This window comes from Verrucomicrobium sp. BvORR106 (assembly GCF_000739655.1).
In the GTDB taxonomy this organism is placed as follows: Bacteria; Verrucomicrobiota; Verrucomicrobiia; order Verrucomicrobiales; family Verrucomicrobiaceae; genus Verrucomicrobium.
Genome location: NZ_BATR01000075.1, coordinates 95961 through 116613, shown reverse-complemented (window position 1 = coordinate 116613; position 20653 = coordinate 95961). Strand labels below are relative to the sequence as shown.

At 58.7% G+C, this 20653-nt stretch carries 12 protein-coding genes; 4 read left to right on the top strand and 8 right to left on the bottom strand.

All coding sequences use genetic code 11. From position 1 onward, the window contains the following. Positions 1–11: 11 nt before the first annotated feature. Positions 12–3017 (bottom strand): tetratricopeptide repeat protein, encoded by a 3006-nt coding sequence (locus tag BV106_RS11330; protein ID WP_081891665.1) that lies wholly within the window; start codon positions 3015–3017, stop codon positions 12–14. 203 nt (positions 3018–3220) lie between these two features. Here BV106_RS11330 and BV106_RS11325 point away from each other — a divergent pair, with 203 nt between their 5' ends. Next, positions 3221–6046: a hypothetical protein gene (locus BV106_RS11325; protein WP_038164530.1), complete on the top strand. Its 2826-nt coding sequence runs from the start codon at positions 3221–3223 to the stop codon at positions 6044–6046. A gap of 158 nt (positions 6047–6204) precedes the next feature. Here the strand turns inward: BV106_RS11325 and BV106_RS11320 are convergent, their stop codons facing one another. The 6 genes from BV106_RS11320 to BV106_RS11295 form a co-directional block, all read right to left on the bottom strand. Then, complete coding sequence (locus tag BV106_RS11320; protein ID WP_265595558.1) at positions 6205–6849, bottom strand: glycine zipper 2TM domain-containing protein; 645 nt, start codon at positions 6847–6849, stop codon at positions 6205–6207. A 79-nt stretch (positions 6850–6928) separates the two neighbouring features. Beyond that, positions 6929–7396 carry a hypothetical protein gene (locus tag BV106_RS11315; RefSeq protein WP_038164526.1) on the bottom strand — a complete coding sequence of 156 codons (468 nt, stop codon included), beginning with the start codon at positions 7394–7396 and terminating at the stop codon, positions 6929–6931. Further along, positions 7396–8220 (bottom strand): hypothetical protein, encoded by an 825-nt coding sequence (locus tag BV106_RS11310; protein WP_038164525.1) that lies wholly within the window; start codon positions 8218–8220, stop codon positions 7396–7398. The genes BV106_RS11315 and BV106_RS11310 overlap by 1 nt, the downstream gene beginning before the upstream one ends. Positions 8221–8227: 7 nt before the next feature. Then, the gene (locus BV106_RS11305; protein WP_038164524.1) at positions 8228–9460 is read right to left on the bottom strand and encodes a hypothetical protein; all 1233 of its coding nucleotides are present in this window, start codon (positions 9458–9460) and stop codon (positions 8228–8230) included. Positions 9461–9474: 14 nt separating this feature from the next. Further along, positions 9475–11673, bottom strand: a complete 2199-nt coding sequence (locus BV106_RS11300; RefSeq protein ID WP_038164522.1) for a hypothetical protein — start codon at positions 11671–11673, stop codon at positions 9475–9477. After that, on the bottom strand, positions 11666–12187 hold the full coding sequence (locus tag BV106_RS11295; protein ID WP_038164521.1) for a DUF4062 domain-containing protein: 522 nt from the start codon (positions 12185–12187) through the stop codon (positions 11666–11668). Before BV106_RS11295 ends, BV106_RS11300 begins: the two co-directional genes overlap by 8 nt. A 513-nt stretch (positions 12188–12700) precedes the next feature. Between BV106_RS11295 and BV106_RS11290 the strand changes: the two genes are divergently transcribed. After that, the gene (locus tag BV106_RS11290) at positions 12701–16774 is read left to right on the top strand and encodes a toll/interleukin-1 receptor domain-containing protein (RefSeq protein ID WP_038164519.1); all 4074 of its coding nucleotides are present in this window, start codon (positions 12701–12703) and stop codon (positions 16772–16774) included. 119 nt (positions 16775–16893) lie between these two features. Here the strand turns inward: BV106_RS11290 and BV106_RS35445 are convergent, their stop codons facing one another. Next, a complete protein-coding gene (locus BV106_RS35445) occupies positions 16894–17703 on the bottom strand; it encodes a toll/interleukin-1 receptor domain-containing protein (protein WP_051945657.1) in 810 nt (269 codons plus the stop codon). A 281-nt stretch (positions 17704–17984) separates the two neighbouring features. On the opposite strand from BV106_RS35445, the gene BV106_RS11280 reads away from it, so the two are divergent. Together BV106_RS11280 and BV106_RS11275 are read left to right on the top strand one after the other, a co-directional pair. Continuing rightward, positions 17985–18653 carry a DUF429 domain-containing protein gene (locus BV106_RS11280; protein WP_038164517.1) on the top strand — a complete coding sequence of 223 codons (669 nt, stop codon included), beginning with the start codon at positions 17985–17987 and terminating at the stop codon, positions 18651–18653. A 28-nt stretch (positions 18654–18681) separates the two neighbouring features. Continuing rightward, entirely contained in the window at positions 18682–20517 is a 1836-nt protein-coding gene (locus tag BV106_RS11275) for a DUF262 domain-containing protein (protein WP_038164515.1), read from the top strand. Positions 20518–20653: the final 136 nt, after the last annotated feature.

Here is a 20653-nt window from a genome sequence, read left to right as displayed (position 1 = left end):
CCTCATCCCACTCAGCGGGACACCTGCCTTCCCGCCGTGGCCAGAGCCTCAGCCTCCACCTGTCTCGTCTTCTCCTCCGCCTCAGAGTCGCTCATGCCACCCCGCTTCAAGCTGGCGAGATACTGGCTTCTGTAGTTTCCTGCGGGCCGTTCCTCCATCGCGTTCCAGCCCTTTAGCGACCATTCAAAGACCTTTCCAAACAGCTCAGTGGAACAAGATTGCTCCCTCGATCCATCCAGCGCCCAGGCCACTTGCTCCACGCCCCCACCCCATACGGAATCCATCAGCGCTGTAGGCCTGTCAAGGATTGCCGCCGCCGCTTTCGCCAGCGTCGCACTTTCCCGCAGCCGATCTTGTCTTGCGAGACTGATCGCCAGCAAAACCTTGGGTATGGCTGCGGACTGCGAATCTTGACCCGAGACATCCGCCGCCCGCAACAACGCCTGGCGAGCATACAGCTCCGCCTCCACCCAACCGTTTCTCTGATATCTGGCGTAGCCCAACCTGCTAGTCCACGATACCACATAATCTCTCGCGACAGGCGCAGGATCCAGAAGCTCAAGAGCCCTGCGGCACGTCCGCTCCAGAGCCAGCCAGTCGCCTGTCACCTGGCAGAATTCCGCTGTTTCCTCCAACTGCGGGAGCAACGCCACATTGGCCTTTCCGTAGTGCTTTTCCGCCAACGACAACACTCGATCCAACCCCATCCTCGCCTCGTTGTTCAACCCGCGGTGCTGGAGAATGCGGCTCAGATCTGTGAGCGTGTAGATCAACACCAGTGAATCCCTTCCGAACCGCAGCTCCTGGACATTCAATACTCTACGCACAATCCCCTCAGCCTCTTCAGGCCTGTTTTGCCCGCCCAAGAAGACTGACAAGCAGAGCTCAGCATTCAGTACATCCTCGTGGTCAGCCCCTTTCAGCGTCGTCTGGTCCTCCACCGCGGCCTTGTAGCGGCGTTCAGCTTCCTCATAGCGCCCCTTCCGCTCCAAAAACTGGGCAGTGCAGATTTCATAGTACCCCGTCGCACCCACCATTCCTTCACCGCGTGCGATCACTTCCAGCGCCTCCTCAAAGTGTTTCATCGCAGCATCGTCCCGCCCCATCGCCTCCAGCACATTGCCCAGTTGGTGGAGCGCATCAACCAGCACCCAGTTCCCCTGCAGGTGGCCCTGATCTCTGCATATCTCCACCGCATGCTCGGCAAATTTCAAAGCCAGTTGCGTTTGCCCCTTCCGCAAGAAATAGCTGCCAATCTGGATGCGCGCCTGCACCCCCATATAGGATGTCTTGCCTAGATGAGCGTCGGCCTGCGCCAGGCAGGTCTCATAGAGCTTTCCTGCTTCTTCATTCCTGCCCAGGGATTCCAGAAGCCCCGCCTGTCTCTGTAGGGCCATGATTACACCCAGCTCGTAGTTCCGCCCCGCCTGGCGAAACAGGTCTGCAGCGTCCGTCAGCAGCTGCAGCGCCCTGTCCACATGGTTGTCATCCGCCTCCAGACCGCCCAGCTCCAGCCTCACCGTCGCCTTGAGTGCATAGCGGGCCAGCATATGCCCGTCTACATCCACCAGCGCCGTTTCAAGCAGCCGTTTGGCCTTGCTCCTTTGGGAAGACTCGGTCCGCAGGCCAATCCTGACTTTGGCGATTTTTAACAGGTCACTGGCACGCACCAAGGGATGACGTTCATTGGCGACGATCATTCTCTCCGCCTCCTGGAGCAGCGACTCGATCTCCTGCTCCGTGAGGGCATTGCGCCGTTCGCGAGACAGCCTGGCAGAGAGCACTTCCGCCAGGTTGGCACATTGTTCAGCCAGCTCGGTTGAGTTGTTTCCTTTGCCAACTTTGAGCAGGGCCACCACGGAGCGCTGCCAGTTCTCAGCCTCATCCCACTTGCCCATCCATTGCGTCACCGCGACCAGCCGGTTCACGATCCGTGCCCATCGGCCCGGCTCCGCCTCGCGATCGGCCAGTTTCAACGCGTCTTCATAGAATTGCTTCGCCTTGCCCAGATCCCCCACGGAAAAAAGCGCATCCCCGGTCACCAGCAGCGGACGCAGCAACTGGTCTTGCTTCTTGGTTGAAAAATAGGTCGCTCTGTTCGCCTCCGCCTTAAGTGACTCCACCAACTTGACGCCGCGAGAGGTCACTGACGCGTATTGCCCCGTCAAATAGTCCCGAATGACCAGCTCACAAGGATCAGCCCGCCAACTCGTCGCTACGCGTTGTGCCCAGACATCCAGTTTCTTCCTCAATTTACCCGGTGGTTCGTTGTGCTCTTGAGTCAGTTCATCCAAGGCCTTCTCAAGCAGGTCCTCACCTCCCACTGGATCATTCTCACAAGCAAGTCCTGCCATCCTTTCACTCACGTCATAGGCCAGGCTGGCCAGGTCCGTTGCGTAAGCTCCGCTCAGCACCTGCCCCTCACGCGCCAAGTGCTGCTGGTATAGCCCCAGCGCGACGGCCAGCACCAGCAACAGGCACACTGCCCACCTCACCCACCCATGCCGGTCGCGCAATTTCTCCAGTTTCGGCCCCAACGTCAACACGTGGTTCTCGAGCTGCAGGTATGAAGTCACCTTTTCGCGCGATTTGCCATCCCGCTCGACTGCTAGCCTGTGCCTCTTCTGCAGTTCCTGCAGCACCTCCTCCTCGCGCTCAGGATCCACGGGTCTGGGAGGATCATAGGGATACGCCTCATCACAGAGAAAAAGATAGAGAGGCTTCTTCAACTTCCGAGCCAGGTCCACCTCCATCTGCGTGTAGGAGCGGCGCGATTCACCGTCTTCCCGTCTTGAGGGCTCGAACCCATACCTCAACCCCGCGATGTGGATCACCGCATCGCAGTCCTTGATGGTCCGTCGCAGCACTTCCGGCACCGGACCATGCTCCAGGGGGAACTCGTCATGCACCTTCGGCAGACAATCCATCCTCCGCAAGGTCTTCGCCACCGCCATTTTCGTACTGCGCAAGTCCGCCGAGACCGCAGAGACGAATATGCGAGGCGCCCGAGTCTTCATTACATCATTTTTTGCACAAACCACACCCTCACGCAACCATCACCGCACCGCCGCTCCAGCAACACCCTCTCAGCAAGAACGAACTACGGTGTCTAAAATTTTGCGGAACGGAGTGTTGGCAGGTGACGTATGCTGAACTCAACAACTCATAGACCAAAATCCCCGTATGGCACGTGTCCTGCGTGGAACTTTCCCCATTGCCCATGTCCGCACAAGACTCCCCTGCTGCAGCCCCCCCTTTGCCAGCACCGCCTGCCCCACCCGCCCTGATCAACGACTTTCCCCTGCGCCCCGCATTCATCCTTGGCGTTACAGGAAATACAGACCCGGTGGGCTACGTGCACTGGCCTCCCACTTACTCGCCAGACGGACCAGTCGCCGGGCCAGATCTGCATCCCGCCATCCAGGCCATCTATGAGTCCGTCTTTGGCATTCTGGACTGGCTCACTCACACCTCCGCTCCCGAGCTTCCTCCGGGCCGGCTCGATCCCCAGACGCGCAGATTTCACCCCTTGGTCCCCACTCAGCCGGACACAGCAGGCACCTACCACAGCTGCTGGCAGCCCCTCGGCCTGGGCTCCACTCCCGTTGTCATTCTCAGCTCCCTCGCCCCCGGCATTGACACCCTCGTGGTCGAGGCCGCATTCGCCTACAAGAAATGGCACCCGGAGGCAGACATCACCGTCCGCGCCCCACTCCCCTTCCCGGAGGCAGTGTACCTGCAGTCCTCCACCTTCGGCCCCTGCACACCTCACCAGAATCCCTGCGCCCTTTCGGACGCCCCCCGGCGTCGCTTCCAGCACCTCGTCGGGATGATCCAGGCCCAGCCCGGGTACTGCCAGGAGCGGGATCTCTTTTGCGTTCCCCTTCACGACAGCGTTCGCACCGACCCCTTGCTCAATCCCACTGGGGATCCCGCCGTAGACCTCGACGCCAAAACCGAGTCGCCGGAGAAATTCACCCGCCGGTACATTCGCTTCCGCGCTGCTGGCGAGTACATCGCAGCTTACAGCGACATCCTACTCGCCGCATATGATGAGGAGCATGACCGCGCCACCGAGGAAGATCTCGTCTCCTTTCAGAGTCCCGGCAGTGCCGTCATCGCCCTGGCCAAGCGCCGCGGCCTCTCAGACGGCCTGCTGCCCATCCCCAACATCATCGCCTGGGCAGACACAGGCCCCGTCCTGCATCTCCCGCTCGATCGGGAGAAGAAACTGGCCCCAGCCACCGTGGCCACCGCCCTCCCCTGCACCCGCCCTCTCCAGTTCCTCCAGCCGTTCGACGCCCTTCCAGAGGACATCCCCATTTCATCGAACCCACCCAACCACCATCCCCGCTGGCAGGAGAGCGGGCACCGCCTGCTCCTGGCACTGGCGAGAAACCTGACCGCCTATCACAAGCTCCTGTCGGCCCCGGACACCCCTCCCCAGCCCTCCCGGGACTCCTTGCGCCAGCTCTTCAGCGGCAGCAGCAGGGCCACTCAGGCCAATGCCCGTTTTGAGCCAGCCATTGCCGCCACCCTTGCCTGCCCCACCTTCCCCTTTGGCGCCTACGCCCAGCTGCGGGACCTCACCGCCAGCATCAGCAAGCAATGGGGCGGCTGGGCCACCACCCTGCACCGCATCATCGGCGCACTCGCCATCCTCTCCCTGCTCTGTTTCGTCATCTCCACCACCGCCTTCACGAACTTCCCCTCCCTCGCCCCTCACGAAGCCCTGCTGCGACTGGCCGCCTTTGTCATCGCCACCGGTTGTTTCATCGTAGCCTGCCTGTTGCACAAGGGCATCGGCAGCACCGGCTGGCTGGAGTTCATCCTCAACAGGAAAGTGCCCACACCACGCGAGATCGAGGACCGCCAGTTCGACTATCGCGCCATCGCCGAGGGCATGCGGGTCCAGTCCTACTGGTCCGCAGCCGGGCTCTTCTCCGCCGTGGCCAGCCGCTACATCCAGCGCCTGCGCGGGGAGCTGGGCTGGGTCCGCTGCGTCATCAGCAGCGTCACCTTCCCCTATCTGCGCACCCGGGAGTGGTTCCTCCAGCGCCCCCTCCCAGAGCAACTCCTCCTCCTGGAAGCCGTGCAGAAAGGGTGGGTGGAAGGCCAGATCCGCTACTTCGACAATGCCGTGAAGAACCAGCGCCGCCAGCTCGAGTCCTTCGGAGCGCTCAGCCTCGCCCTGTTCGTTGCCGCCTTCCTCATGGCGCTGGTCTCCCTCTACAGCAGCCTCGCCGCGAGCCACCAGGTCCCTCCGTCCGACCTGCCCCAGACCCTTCTGCACTCCAGCCCTCCCTGCCTCGGCGGCGCCTTGCTCTTTCTTGGCGTTCCATTCCTGTGTTGGCTCATCGAACGCTCACTCAGAACCCCCGCCATGAAGGCCGACGAAGCCCGCTCCTCCACCAGGCACCACCCCTGGCGGATCTTCTTCCCCAGCCTCTGGCTGGATGACCCCCGGCTCCTGCAGGCACTGGCCACCGGGAGCGCCCGGCCGCGCCTCATCATGCAGCCCCTCGGCCGCCTGCTGGCGACAGAGGCCCGGCGGGAGCATCTCGCCCAGGCGCTTCATCTCATCAGCGCCATCGGGTTCGGCCTCGGTCTCACCCTCCTCCTCAGCGCCCTTCCCATGCAGTGTGCCGGACTGCCCGCCGCCGTCTGCACCCCGGAACTCTCCGGGTTCTGGAAATCCTTTCTCCTGGGCGCCAGTGGTCTGGCCGTGGGGTGGATCCAGCACCACACTCATGCGGAAAATGTGCGACGCTATGCCGCCACCCAGAGCCTCTTTCGAGGAGCCAACACCCGCCTCACCCAGAAGCTCAATGCGCTGAGGGCCAGCCTCGCCACCCCCGCTCCCGCACCCGCTCCTGCCCCTGCCCCTGCCCAGCCCCTGCCAGCAGGCGCAGTCACCCCTGAATCCCTCGTGCACGACATCCAGGAACTGCTCCTCTCCCTGGGACAAGAAGCCCTCACGGAAAATGCCGAGTGGGTCGTCATGCGCCGCACCCGCCGCATCCAGCCCATCCCCCCGGCTCCTTGAGCAAAAGCACTCCAGACACCGACAGCGGGACTTTTTCACAGTCCCCCAGAAGCACATCTCCCGCATTACACCGCTCACCTGCCACGTGCCCCATCACCTTTCAGAATCGGGCACGAGGCAGGCCATAGCTGGGACCAGCCTCCTATGTGAACGCCCGGTCAGAGTCTCGTCCCGCTCGGGCGCACCCCATCCGGGTCAGCCGGCGTCCACCTTGATATCTCCCGCTGCAGAGCTCTTTTCTCTCGCTCCAGTTCACCGATCTCATCTCTTAGGTCATTCGCGTCACTGGAGTTTCTCCGGAGCTGTCTCGCCTGCGCCAGAGCCTGCTTCTGGTTCCGGATGTCACGATCCAGACCCGCCACCACCGCACGGGCATCGGCGATCATAGCCGCCCGCTCCCGTGAATCCGCCTTCGTCGTTCGCAATTGCGCTCTCAACACCGCGTTGAACCTCGATGCCCTCGCGTTCGCACTCCGGGAATTGGCGATCGCGTTGTTGAGATTCTCTTCCATGGCCGCGTAGCGTCTCCGCTCCGCCACCTTGGCCTGCGCATACTGGTTGCCCGCCATAGCCCCGCCCAAGCCTCCGATCACCCCGCCAGCCCAGGCTCCGTTCTTGTTGTATCCACGCCCTCCAGAGTGCCCCCCCACCACCGCGCCCAGCGCTGCACCGATGACAGCCCCTCCCACCGTGCCCTGGATGAGGGTGTTGGTCGTTTTCAGCTGGGTCCGGTTTTCAAAGTCCCTCCGCGCCTGACGCACCTTTGAGGGTCCGGGTCCGGTCGGTGCTGCACATGACGCCATGAGCAGCACCAAACAAAGACCTAGCGGGCGAATGACACCTTGCATACACATCTTCATCGTTGCCATGAGGTTGATTCAGTTACTCTGCTTTCATCACTTCCTGATACCTGTCGCGAAGCTCATCCAGCTCATCCTCCAGATCCCTGCGCTGCTCCTCGAGAGCCCGCAGATCCCCTCGCGCCCCGTTCTGAACTTCGTGAATCTCATCGTTTAGATCATCCAGCTCCCTCCGCTTCCTGCGGATCTCATCTCGGAGCCAGTTTAGCTCCACCTGCTGGTTGTAGCTGATGCGCCGTGCACTCCCCAGCTCTTCAGAAAGGTAGCGCGTATCCTCCTCCTCACCTGCCCTGGCGTAGTTCGCCTCTCGCAGCGCCTGCCGCCGCGGGTTCAGCCGCTCTTGCTCAGCCAGGGAGCCAGAGAAGAAGAGACTGTCCTCATAAGGATTGCTGGTGGCACAGGAAGCAAGGCTCGTTACAAGAGCCACGACGGTCAGCAGCTGGATGAGACTGCCGCCGGCACAGAGAGCATGGAGTTTGAGTCTGGTCATCAGGCACCCTTTCTGTAGTCTTGAATCACTTGTTCCAGAGTGACAGCCACCCCGGCCTTGAAACTGTCCACATGCTCCCGGACCAGGAGTGACACCCCGAACTTCCACTGGAAGGAGTCAATCTTGAGGTCCTGCACAGCTGCGTTTGGCTCCAGCCGCGCCTTCTTTTCATTGGTGTCCACGTGTGCGCCGATCAGCGTCTCGACACGCCCGGGGGGCAGTTTTGCCACCTCCCCCAACTTCTCAAAGTAAGCCACCGCCTTGGACATGGCCCTGCCTTCGTGCCCTTGCCCCACCGCCTGAAAAGTCTGCGCATCCTCCACTCGCCGGCGCGTTTCTTTCAGCACCCCGTCGGCGTCGCGTCGCGCGCTCGTTATGCCACTGGCCCCTTCCAGCGCCCCCTTTTCCTGCCTTTTCAGGGAGGCCACGGCAGCATTGATCCTCCGGAGCTCGTAGGCCAGCGTCATCAGTTGTGCCACCTCCTTCTGGATCACCTCATCAGGGACCGGCGGCACCGGCGGCACCGGCTCCTCCAGCTTCTCCCGCCGCCCTCCTATGTCAACCTGCTCTGCCTGCTGCCGTGGCCAGTAGGCGTGCAAGAGCATGGCAGCGATGAAAGCCGCCAGCAGCCCCAGCGCCGCCTTGCTCAAAAAAACATGATCCTTCCAGAAGGGCACCGGCTCGGGCTCCACCCGCCCCTCCATGATCGCCATGCCCAGACAGCCTTCCCAGTCGCACGAGAAGCCCTTCGTCAACTTTGACTGCTTGCTCTTCGAATACCGGAAACACTGCTGGTTGTCACAGATGAACGACCGCGTCTTCATGGCTCAACTAATTCCTCGCCGACCGGCCGTACTTGCGTTGCGATTCTGCGTTCTCCTCAAGCTGCAGTGCCCGGATGAACTTCTCGTGCACGTCCTGGTTCTGCCCCACCTTCGATTCACCCAGCCTCTCAGTGACATGGTTGTTGGAGTCAACCCGTGTCTGCGCCAGCTTCTTCACCTCCTCCTCCGCCTTGGCAAGAGACTCGTCCAGCCGCTGTGCAGCCGGGAAGGAACCCGCGGCAATCAACTGCGCCCGCTTGTCTGCCAGCGCCAGGTAGGTTTTCTTGGCCAGATCCATCCGGGCGTCATACATCTCTGCCAGCGATCCGCTTTTGATCGACTTTACCAGGGCCTGGTTCAGCTCCACACCGAAGTCCCCAAACTTGACTACGTAACCAAATTCGCGGGCGATCTTCGAGCTCACCACCGAGGCAAATCCATCATGCGCCAGCTCGCGGATCAATTCGCGGTTCCAGACATCCACCCCGGTCACCACCGCACGGAAGGCAGACTTCGTCATCTCCCGCACCCGCTCAAAGATCCGCTTCACCTCCGTCCCCGCATCAGAATTCTGTCGGGCACGCCGCTCCGCCACCACGATGTTGGGCAGGTGCACCTTCTCAATCGAAACGGAGAAGGTCAGCGTCAGCGCTGTCTCCTCGAACTCCTCGTTGAAGACAAGGCTGTCCGACACTGGCGGGTGGGTCGCCCCCACGAGCGTCCGGATCCAGTTGGACGTGGTGGGCTCTGGATTCATCGACCACTCAATCTTCAACCCCAGATCATGAGAGATACGGTCCAGAAGCTCACTGGGCGCTTGGTGCTGGGTCGCCACCTTTTCGATCGACTCAAAGGTCGCCCCCTGGGTAAAATATCGACGGAAGATGCCGTCCAGTCTCTCCCGAATGGCAGGTAGTTGATCATCCAATCGCTTGTACAGCGCAGCGATCAGCCTCTCCGCACCCGTCTCCCCATCCACCTCCACGATGCGGATCCTCGGGTATACCGTGGACACCTCACCCGTCTCGCGGTTGGAGATCGTCAGGGGCGTGCCATCCATGTCGACCGGAACTGCCAGTCGGCCCACCGGCACCACAAAAGGCTCCTTCGCCAACCCCCTGGGCAGCATCTCCCCCAGAAACGACTGTGCGGGCGGCGAGTAGTTGATGCGCCTTTCCCCAAACGTTTCCTGCCTCTCCCTGCCTCTTTTCACCAACTGAATCTGCGGATGATTTTGCATGATATAGAAAATTTTTAGCACCCCAGGAGATCCTGACACACCGTGTAGAGGCGCAACGCCTCAGCCTGCCTGGCCACAGCGCGGTCTCCGAGCGCCACCGCAGCCCTGTCCATCTCTTCCAGCCAGTGATTGGAAAACCGGTCCAGCCACTGGCTCACACGGATGCGATCATCCAGCGTGAAACCCTCCAGTATCTGGGAGAACAGATCCAACGCCATGGTGCGTCGGCTGTCAGGCAATCCCGCCCCCAACTGATAGCCAGCCAGAGCCACGGCAAAGGCCTGCTGATGGATCTCCCTGAGATAGTCCATGTTATGAAACGGCGCCGCCGCCGAGGAAAAATCCTCATCCGTCATCGCCTTGCGGCAGAGATCCAGCGCCGTCACTTCGGCGCTCATCTCCAAGTTCAGGACGTTTAGCAACGGAGACTCCTCCTTGGTCGCGTCAAACACGCTGCCCGTCACGTTGTCCAGCACCAGCGCTGGCAGTGCCAAAGCCACCTTCCTCACCGGTTGCATCTGGCGACGCTCAGCCTCCGTCAGCCACTTGTCGGCTATCTGCAGGTACACAGGGGCCAGCCCCTCCTGCTCAGAAACGATGCGGGCCATCCGCCGTGTCACGAACTCCCGCACACTCGCCTTGCCCTCATTGATGATGCGGGAAAACCACTTCAACCGGTTCTCCTCACTGCAGCTCTCCTCCATCGCCACCACCACTTCAAACGCCATGGCATGCAGCCCGCGCGCCAGCATCTGGTAAATAAAATCCTCCGCCACGCGTCCAGCTTTGGCCACTGTCAGGCGTCCACATAGATCTCCCAGCCTCACCGCACTCCGCCACCAGTACCGGGTGAACTCGTGCGCTTGATCAATGAGGACCAGCATTCCCAGGAGATCCTCCTTCGCCACCTGCACGCCCGACTGTTTCTCCAGCCACGATCTCAGGTCGCTCTCCATCAACTCCCGCCATCTCATGGCGAAGAGCCCCGGCGCCTGCACCGCAATCATCGAAGCCGTGGAGGCGAACTCCCAGTACGTATTGCGCTCCGCCTCACTCGTCACGTCCCCGAAGTAAATCGGCCGATCCTTGCAGATCGTCAGCAACAGCTCAAACAACTCCTCAGGGTAGCTCCACACCCACTCAGTGATCCGCTCTGCATAGGCGGTGGACTCGAACTTGTAAGGCGCCTGACCATCTGCCCCACCCCGGCCCACGCCAGCTTGCTTCTCAAACATTCCTCGCCCTTTGCGCCAGAGCTCCCCAGCATTGATCCGCTTCGCCTCCACCTTCTCCGTGGCGGGCGTCACCTCAATCATGCGCTCCCGCAGCGCCCCCTGCAGCAGCATCTCCACACTGGATGCTGCCAGCCCCTGAAAGAGCACCACCAGCCGCGCCAGAGTCCGCGGAACATGCATCTTCTCATCAGATGTCAGGAGACTCTCCAGGCTCTCGGCACTTCCGCCGACGAGGTCTTCCAGCTTGTCCCGCCCTGCCTGCTCCATGTCCACCTGCTGCTCCACACCCAGCCCCAGCAGGTCCAGGCGGTGGAAGTAGGCCCACCGGTTCTCATTCACCAGCGAGACACATCCCTTCTGATGCACACACAAGATCAGCGCATGCGGCGTTCGCTCCAGACCTTCTGCCACCTTGACCAACGACCTAAACCAATCGGCAAAGGTTTTCGCGTGAATCTGATCGAGAAACTTCCAGATAATGCATACCGGTTCGGCATCAAACCTCCGCAAACGCTCCTGCAGCTTCTCAATGTTGATCCCCACCGTCACCGGCTCACAGATGAAAATATGGGCAAAAGTACTGTTGCGCAGGGCGATCTCAGAGGCGCTCCACAGACAGGAGTCCCAGTCGTTGCCTGAAATAGCCAGTTGCCGCACCTTCCCGAAGTCATTGACCCACCGGTCAAACTCCGGAATGTTGCACCGCACCCCCAGGGGACGAGTCACCCGATTGCTGTCTGAAAGAAACTCATCGAACCGGTCCCGCGTGGCATCCGCCCGATCCTCGTCATGGGAAGCCCCTTTTTTGCCAGTGGGATTGGCACTGTTCTCCTCAGGGTCGGCTCCACCGGACGAGCCAACGCCCGCCGCAGCATGACTGCCGCCTCCGCCGCCCACATTACCTCCATTTGCTCCCGCACCGGGAGCTTGAGCGCCCGCAGCTGCAGCCAATCCCGATATCGATGGATCTTCAGCCATTCAACCATTCCCTCCAGTTCACTTTCGCAAGTTCGTACGCCAGTTGCAGTTCAGACGAGACCGTGACCCGGGCGGATGATTTGGAGCCTGCCCTGACCTCATCCCAGAAGCTGCGCTGCCACTCCGTGAACTTCCCCTCGTCAGGGAAGCGCCCCTCCCTTCCGGGCTCCGGCTCGCTCTCCACGCTAGGAAAAAACTTGTCCTCAATGAGATACGTGAGCGAGCGCTTCCCCCACCGCTTGGCCAGATGCCACTCGTACTGGGTGTAGGAATGCCGGCGGGCCAGATCAGGCTGAACATCCTGCATGGGATATCCGTAGTACGGCCCCACCAGAAACAACACGCCGTCCGCCCGCGAGATCTGCTCTTCGATCTCGCGCTGCACGATCTTGGACGCCGGAGTAAAATGCTCCTGCTCAAGCACTTCAATCCGCTGATGCTTCAGGATCATTGCGATCTGCTTCCGGAGCTCTGCAAACCCCTTCGTCGTGGCGCTGATAAACACAGAGTTCATGGACGAATTCCAATAAAGGCTCGAACAGCCAATCAATATTCGATACGCCCCACGTCCAATAGTTTTTCTATTATATTATTTAACATTAGCACACACTTGCATGTAACTTTTACATATACACCTTAATGGGTACGCCCCACATCTTCCTGGTGTCATTCCTGACACACAGGCCGCTCGCCTCCCGCACCCGCCCCCCTCCGGTTGCAGCCTCCTCCGGAAACGACGCACAAGATGTCAGCCCCGCTGAACCACCCCCAGCCCCCCTCACCATGCCAACACCCTCAAACACAACCCTCTGCATCAAATTTCTTGCTCCACCCCTTGTTGTTTACTACTAGATGGCCCCATCAATCGCTCCGTTGCAGCTTTGGCTCCGTTACACAGCCAAGGAAAATGCCCGGAAAGTCGAATCGAGCGCCATCACTTCGAAGGTCCAGCGCGGCCTGAAACCAGAGACGGGTCATAATACCCTGTTTTTCCAGAGAGGCTATGATACGGTTTGAGCATCCGCCCATGACGAAGTCGATCAAATACAAGACCTTCCTCTCCCACAACTCGCTGGACAAGGGTTACGTCAGAGCGCTGGAGGGGTGGCTGAAGCAGCACGGCATCTCCTGCTTCCTGGATGATCAAGTGCTCCTGCCGGGAGATGTGCTGACAGACCGGTTGAGTGAGGCGATGGACCAGTCTGAATCGGCGGTGATCTGCATCGGCCCGCAGGGGGAGGGCCCGTGGCAGAGAGAGGAGGTGAACTCCCTGTTGAACCGTGCGATCAAGCTCTCGCAGGAGAAGGATGAGTTCCGACTCATCCCGGTCTTGTTTCCTGGAGCGGACCGCTCGAAGCTGCGCTGGTTCATGGACACGCGTCTGTGGGTAGACCTGAAAAACGGGATCACGGATGACGAAGCCCCGTTGCACCAGATCAAGCGCGCCATCCTGGGAGAGCACAGTGCGGAGGGCAGGACCACGGAGACGAAGAACCCGTACCAGGGCTTGGACGCATTTGATGTGGAGAACGCGGACTCCTTCTTTGGCCGGGCGAAGCGGAGCCAGGAACTGGCCCAGATGCTGAGGGACTGGCGCTTCGCGGCCATCGTGGGCCCATCAGGCAATGGCAAATCCTCCCTGGCGCGGGCAGGCTTGGTGACGGAGGCAGTGCATCAGGGCGGCTATCTGCCGGGGCTACGGGAGTCCCTCGCTCCCTCGAAGGACGGCACGGTGGGGGCAGCCCAGAATTCTGCCAGCAAGGAGCTCCCCCATTGGGAGCGGCTCGTGGTTAAGCCGGGGCGGGACCTGCTGGGTGCGCTGCTGACGCAACTGTACGCCGGGGCGCCTGCTGAGGAGCGCGGGGACAAGGTGGCAGCGGCACGCAAGCGTATTTTTCCGGAACCCTCGAAGACGACTCCGAAGGAGTGGGCGGTGAACCTGGATGCGGAGCTGCGTCTGTTCTTCCCGGAGGAGCGGCGAAGGCTGCTGCTCCTGGTGGATCAGTTCGAGGAAATCTTCACGCACGCCCCTTCCACAGGGGTGACGGAGGAGAAAAGACAGACGGAGATTCGCTTCCAACTGGAGGCGCTGGCGCACTTCCGCGGGCTGGCGGACAAGCGCTGGCACGTGGTCTTGACGCTGAGATCGGACTTTCTGGACCGGTGTCGCGCATCAGAAGCGTTCTGGCAAATGCTGGAGAAGGACCACCTTAAGATCACGCTGGATGAACTGGACGAAGAAGGCTGGCGCTCCGCCATCAAAGGGCCGGCGGAGCGGGCAGGTGCCTATCTAGAGGCCGGGTTGGTGGAGAAGATGCTGGAGGATGTGTACCGCCAGCGGGGCTCCATGCCACTGCTGCAGGTAGCGTTGCAGAGCCTGTGGAAAGAGTGCTCCGGCCGTTGCCTGACCCACGCGGTATACACCCAGATGGGTGGCGTGGACAAGACGCTGCAAGGACGGGCGGAGGCGAGCCTGGAAAAACTCGAAAAGGAAGAGAAGTTACAGTGGGACATCGCGCGCAACCTCTTCATCCGCCTGACGACGCCGGGTGAAGGTGTCAGCGACTCTCGTCGCCGCATGGACCTGGCGGAACTGAAGTGGGCCGGCGTGGACGCCGATAAAGTGGAGCACGTGAAGAACGTGCTCTCTGATCCTGAGAACCGCCTGATCGTGGCCGATGGCGAGGCTCTGGAGGTGACCCATGAAGTGTTGATCACCGACTGCCCGACGATTCAGGAATGGATCGAGAACGTGCGCGGCGAGATCCCGAAACTAAGAAGACTGACGCATGCAGCCCGGCAATGGGATGCTGACCCCTTGAATCTGGCGCTGTTGACGACGGCGGATCCTTTGAAACAACTGCAAAATTGGCAGAAGACAACCACCCTGTGGCTGACCCAGCTGGAGAAGCGGTTTTTGAGGCGCTGCGTACAGTACTCGTGGCTAAAGAGCGCGGGAGTCTGGTTTCTGATTCTGTTCCTCGCTGTCGCGGCGAGCATCGCCTATTCCATGATGGGCACAGCGAAGCAGGTTGCGATCCTTGCCAAGGCGAATGAGCAAAGGGCACAGGAAGCCTTGTCAAAGACCTACTTCAGAATCATCGGAAGAAGCGAAAAGCTATCCAACATTGAAATAGAGACACTATGGGAACTGGCGGAGACCCCAAAATCACATGAGCGCGTTCGTCAATTATTGATGGATAGTTGGTTCAACCAAAATCCTGAATTTCCGTTCCACAATCATGGGGCAGGCATGAACGCCGCATTAGGACTGGGCACCCAAAGAAGTGACACGTCCAAATGGGCTTCCGCGATTGAAAGATACCTGGATCATACGGTAACGGACGAATCACGGTTCAGAGAAAAATTACAGATGGCATTCGATCGCCTGACGAAGGAGCAACAACTGAACATAATCCAAAAGTCCCTCTACTACCTTGTGCAAACATCTTTCGATAAATACGTGTCCTCGCCTGACGAAAATCGCCTTGCGAGCTTGATCGCACAAACGCACGATGAACTCGGCAACACGCCCCTCATAGATATGGCAACGCGGCTTGGGCGACAGTTCAGAAGTGCCAGTTATGTGGACTCGATGAAAATCAGCAGACCCCTGGCACTCACACTTGACAAAATACCGCCTGCAGAGGCTTCCGCTATTAGCGATTCACTCACATCATATTTGGAACCTCTCATTCCAACAGTCTATTGCTCGCGCCCGACCAAGCACTCACGCGTCCCAGCACTAGCAGAAACGGTGGCAAACGTTAGCAGCAAGACACCATCCGCCTCATCGTCCACCCTAATCCAAAAAACTCTATCACACATAGTTGAAACGCTAGCATACCCAAATGCAAGCACTGATTACGACTTACCCTATTTACTCTTGTCACTAAAGCAACTGAGCGCCAACCCGAACTTCCCTCTCCAAAATGACATACTCCTCAAGTCGTTGCACCGATCAATAAATGATGAAAAACAACCCGACCGCACCCCCTATTTGATAGAGGCATTCTCAATACTTTCTGGTGAAACACATTCTGACGACACGGCTCAGATGGCTGAAAATATCGCACAATTCGTCACCCCACAACTTGATGACTTATCAATTTACGATGACAGATTCTCAAAAATTCACCCAAAGACTCCATCCGAACTACTTCTACTCCTATCCGCACAACTCCCTGAACAAACAGTTTTCGACGGGTCACTCAAGCTGGCTGATGGGATGAAGCGACATGCATCTAGCGAACTCTATTTCCTTTATCGGAACACGAGCATACTCATCTCCCTGCTCGACCACGTAAAAGCCAGTCAAGCGGCTGAATTGTCCAGAAGCATGATCGGCACCTTAGAAGCTGAGGTTGAAAGAATCACAAACCGAGGAGAACCTTCTGACCTCGCTTTTTTCGTAAATTCCATTATCAAGCTGACGACAATAGCAGCCTCTCAATCGGATTTAATCACCCAAAAATTATCAACACGCCTGCCATCTCTAGCCTCCAGTTCGCCAACCAAATATCTTCACGAAATAGCCGAATCATCAATGGCTCTATCGGCAATATTTCCCCCTCAAAAGACAAAGAATCTCAACACCAAGGTTACCCTTGATATCCTCAGCAGGCACGACCTCCCCTCGCTCACAAGTTACCCGAAGTGCACCCACGCACTACTACACTTAGCCACAGACGGCCCCGCTCCCATAAATAACCCAAGCTTGACTGAATTCCTATTGCAACAGGTGACTCAGTCCCGCACGAGCTCGACTTTGCCCAAGCAAGAAACTTTTTTTCCTCCCAATAAAGCCCTCCTCCGACAAGCTTGCGTTACGTTGGATACCCCCCATTTGGTCAACACCCTCAAGACCCCGTTCTGTTCCGGACCGCTACTGAGCGCAGTGCTGGAGGCGCTGGAGGAGAAGACGGGGCAGAAGTTCAACGGGGATGTGTGGCAGTTTGTGGACTATGTGGAGAAGGAGCAGAAAGAGGGGCGGATGAAGGAGATTGACCTGAGCGCTCCAGTGCGGCGCATTACGCTGGAGGAGGTTCGCAAGTCCCTGAATCTGCCGGAATCACCTGATGTATCGGTGGAGAAACAATGAAACATTCACGAAGCCGCACGGCGTACTGCCACTCATGACCGCACTTTGAGAACGGTGGGCATGGAGGATGGGCCATTGCCTCTTGCCAAAAAGGCATAAGAGGGAAAGCGATAGTGGCCTTAAGCGCCGGGATAGGGTTGCTTGATATCGTAGAGTTTGTCAAGAGCATGCCGCGACCTATTCCCCTCACGGAAGTACTCCACAAAGCTCATCCGCGACTGTGCACTCCATTTCTCCAGTTCTGCCTCGCCCAGCTCTAGAATCCCACTAAGGTCAACGGGATAGCGAACATCTAAAAAACTTGCTGAGCCTGCGGATTCTGAGAAATTCTTCATCTCGGTCCGATGAACCTCCTTTTTCCGACGCCCCAGAAGCTTAAGCATAGCAATCTCGTGGAAAAGCCACGGAGAATGGGTAACCGCCTCCCCGGCCGCTTTCTCAACGGAAACTCTCTTGATTGAGTTCGATGTATTCAGGAAAAAGACGCACTCACATTGATTCATCATCTTGGTCAATGAGGTGCTGAGCATCAGGTGAATGTGTGAGGCGGCTTTTCTGGCGTTCTCGTATGAAGCATGCCTCTTCCCCAGCGGACCGAGTTTCTCATCCAGCATTTCAAAGATATTGTCCATATGCCCCCAGCAAGTGGAATCAATGAAGGATGTAAGGCCCAACTTATTTTCCAACCATTCTGAAAGTGCCAACGCTATTTTTTTGTCGCCGCGGGCATGGGAGATGAAGACATGATGTGGCGTGTTGGTGAACCACTCGTCCATAATCTTGGTAGCGTCCACTGTGCCTTCTGGAGTCAGAAAGGAGTCCAGATGAGGACGAACCAATGCTGACTTTTTCTCTTTTCGACTTCTCCCCGTCTCGACGAATTCCATCGCATCTTTCGGGAGTTGGCTGATTTGATAGGCGGCGTACATTGCGTGCTCGAATAAGTTATTACAGATATTTTATGCCGATACGAGCACATTGCAATCCCGGTTGCACAAACATTGTTTGGGGCATCCCCAGACAGGAACCTAGTGACTTGAGGCGTCGGACCTGAGCACCTAGCGATTCAACCACAGAGGAGGCTCTTCGTCAGACACCCTGGGATTTTGGTAATGTCGAAAGCGCAAAAGCTCCTCATCGCGCAACTTTTTGCAATCGAATCTAGAAGTGGCGGTTGCGGCAGGCATCTTCCTCAACACTTTGATTCCCCATGCACGCAAAGTCATCTTCCACCACCGTCGTCGGCATCGATGTGGGTGGCACCAGAAAGGGGTTCCACACTGTCGCCTTGAAAGATGGCAAGTATCTGGATCATGCTTCATTCAAGGAGCAGGAGAAAGACAGGACCCATCTGTTCGAACGCATCGTTAGCTGGTGCCAGGGACACGGGGCCCAGATGATCGCCGTGGACGCTCCCTGCCGATGGAGCACCGATGGCCGCTGCCGGCCTGCAGAGCGCGAGCTGGCGCAGAAGGGAATCACGTGCTTTGCCACGCCGAAACGGGAGACGGCGGTAAATCACGCGACAGGGAACTTCGAATGGATGCGACAAGGCGAGGCGCTGTACCAGGCGCTCGGGCCCACCTTCCCGCTGGCAACCGCGACACCAAAACGCGGGCAGCAATGCAGCTTTGAGACGTACCCCCATGCCATCACCTGGCACCTGAGGGGCGGAGATGCGGATGCCAGGCAGAAGCGCACGCAACGCCGCGCACTGCTGGAGAAGGCGGGGATCAACCTCACCCACCTCACCAACATCGACCTTGTGGACGCCGCGCTTTGCGCCCTCACGGCCCACCATGCTGCCCTGGAGTGGGAGTGTTTGCCATTGGGCACCGTGGAATCCGGCTTGATCATTGTGCCCACCCGGTTGAAATGATGCCCGCCCCTGGCTGGCCCCACCCTACATGAGCAAAGAGAACCACAAGATAGACGCGGATGACCGCAAGATCTTCGACGTGCTGAACGAGCGGAAGTACACGGTGGATTACTTCCAGCGCGAGTACTCCTGGGAGCAGAAGCACATTGCGCAGCTCGTCACAGACCTCTCATCCACCTTCCTCGATGCCTATACTGAGGGAGACCCGCGGGCTGCCGTGGAGCACTATACGAATTACTACCTTGGCCCCTTCGTCGTAAGCAGCAAGGACGGGATGAAAAGCATCATCGACGGTCAGCAAAGACTGACGTCGCTTACGCTGTTCCTCATCTTCCTCAACAACCTGCAAAAGGAGCTGGGCGGCAAGGAGTCCATCGAACCCTTGATCTTCTCAGAGAAGTACGGACAGAAGTCATTCAACATTCAGGTGGAGGAACGCAGGCCCTGCCTTGAGAAACTCTTCCTCACGGGCAGCTACGAGGTGAGAGAGGAAGACGACGAGTCCACCCGCACCATGGCCCTGCGCTATACGGACATTGCCGAGGCCTTTCCCGACGAGTTGAAGGGCAAGGCATTCCCCTACTTCCTGGACTGGCTGAAGTACAACGTCGTGCTGGTGGAGATCACCGCCTACTCGGACGACAACGCCTACACCATCTTTGAGGCGATGAACGACCGCGGAAAAAACCTCAATGCCACGGAGATGCTCAAGGGTTATGTCCTCTCCCGCTTCGCTGACACCAAGGATCGGGAAAAGGCGAACCGGTTCTGGAAGGCATCCATCCAGGAGCTGCATACGCAAAACAGTGAGGAGGACCAGACATTTTTCCAGGCATGGCTGCGCAGCCAGTACGCGGATACCATCCGGCAGGGCAAGGCCGGATCTTCCAACGAAGATTTCGAAAAGATCGGCACGAAGTTCCACAGCTGGTTTCGCGACAATCTCGACAAGGCCGGGCTGAGTGCGGATGCGCCTGAGGACTTTCACCGATTTGTGCATGTGGAGATGAAGTTCTACCTGCATGCGCACCTGCAGATCCTCCAGGCGCAACGCCAGGAAATGCCAGGCTGGGAGCACGTGTTTTACCACTACCAGTGGGGTGTGGCGGACTCCCTGTGTTATCCGCTGATGCTGTCCCCCCTCAAGTCCACGGATCCCGCAGAGGTAGTGCGGCAGAAGATCAATGCAGTGGCCCGCTACTTGGAAGCCTTTGCGGTACGACGGGCGGTGAACTTCCGCAAGTTTGGCGCGAGCTCCATCCGCTACACCATGTACTCGCTGGTCAAGGAATTGCGCGGGAAGGACCTTGAAACACTCAAAGCCACTCTGCGCAAAAAGCTGGAAGAGATGGAGGAGTCGTGGGACGGGCTCGCCAACTTCAGGCTGCATGCCATGAACGGGTATTTCGTGAAGTTTCTGCTCTCACGCATCACCGGCTACATTGAGCAGCAGTCGGGAGCGTCCACGAGCTTCACTACTTATTTCATCAGTCCGGGCACGAAGCCTTACCAGGTGGAGCACATCTGGGCGAACAAGTTTGAGGAGCACAGGGACGAATTTGAGCAGCAGCACGAGTTTGACACCTACCGCAACCGGATCGGCGACCTGGTGTTGCTGCCGCAAGGCACCAACCAGTCCTACGGAGCGATGCCCTATGCGACGAAGGTGGATCACTACCTGAAGGAAAACCTGCTGGCGAAGTCCCTGCACCCGAGCTGTTACCAGAACAACCCCAACTTTGTGGGAATGGCGGGTCGCTTGGGTCTCCAGTTCAAGCCGCACCTCAAGTACGCCAAGGCGGACATTGATGAGAGACAGAGGCTGGTGCAACGGATCTGCGAAGTGATCTGGAATGGGGAATAGAAACACTGACCGATGTACAAGCTCCATGAGCGAGGTCTGGAGGCAGGCTGAGCCCATGGAACCGCTGCGAAGGAGGCGGGTAGGGAAGGCGGGCTATCCCCTTGCCAACAAGACGTGATTGAAAAATCACGTTTCC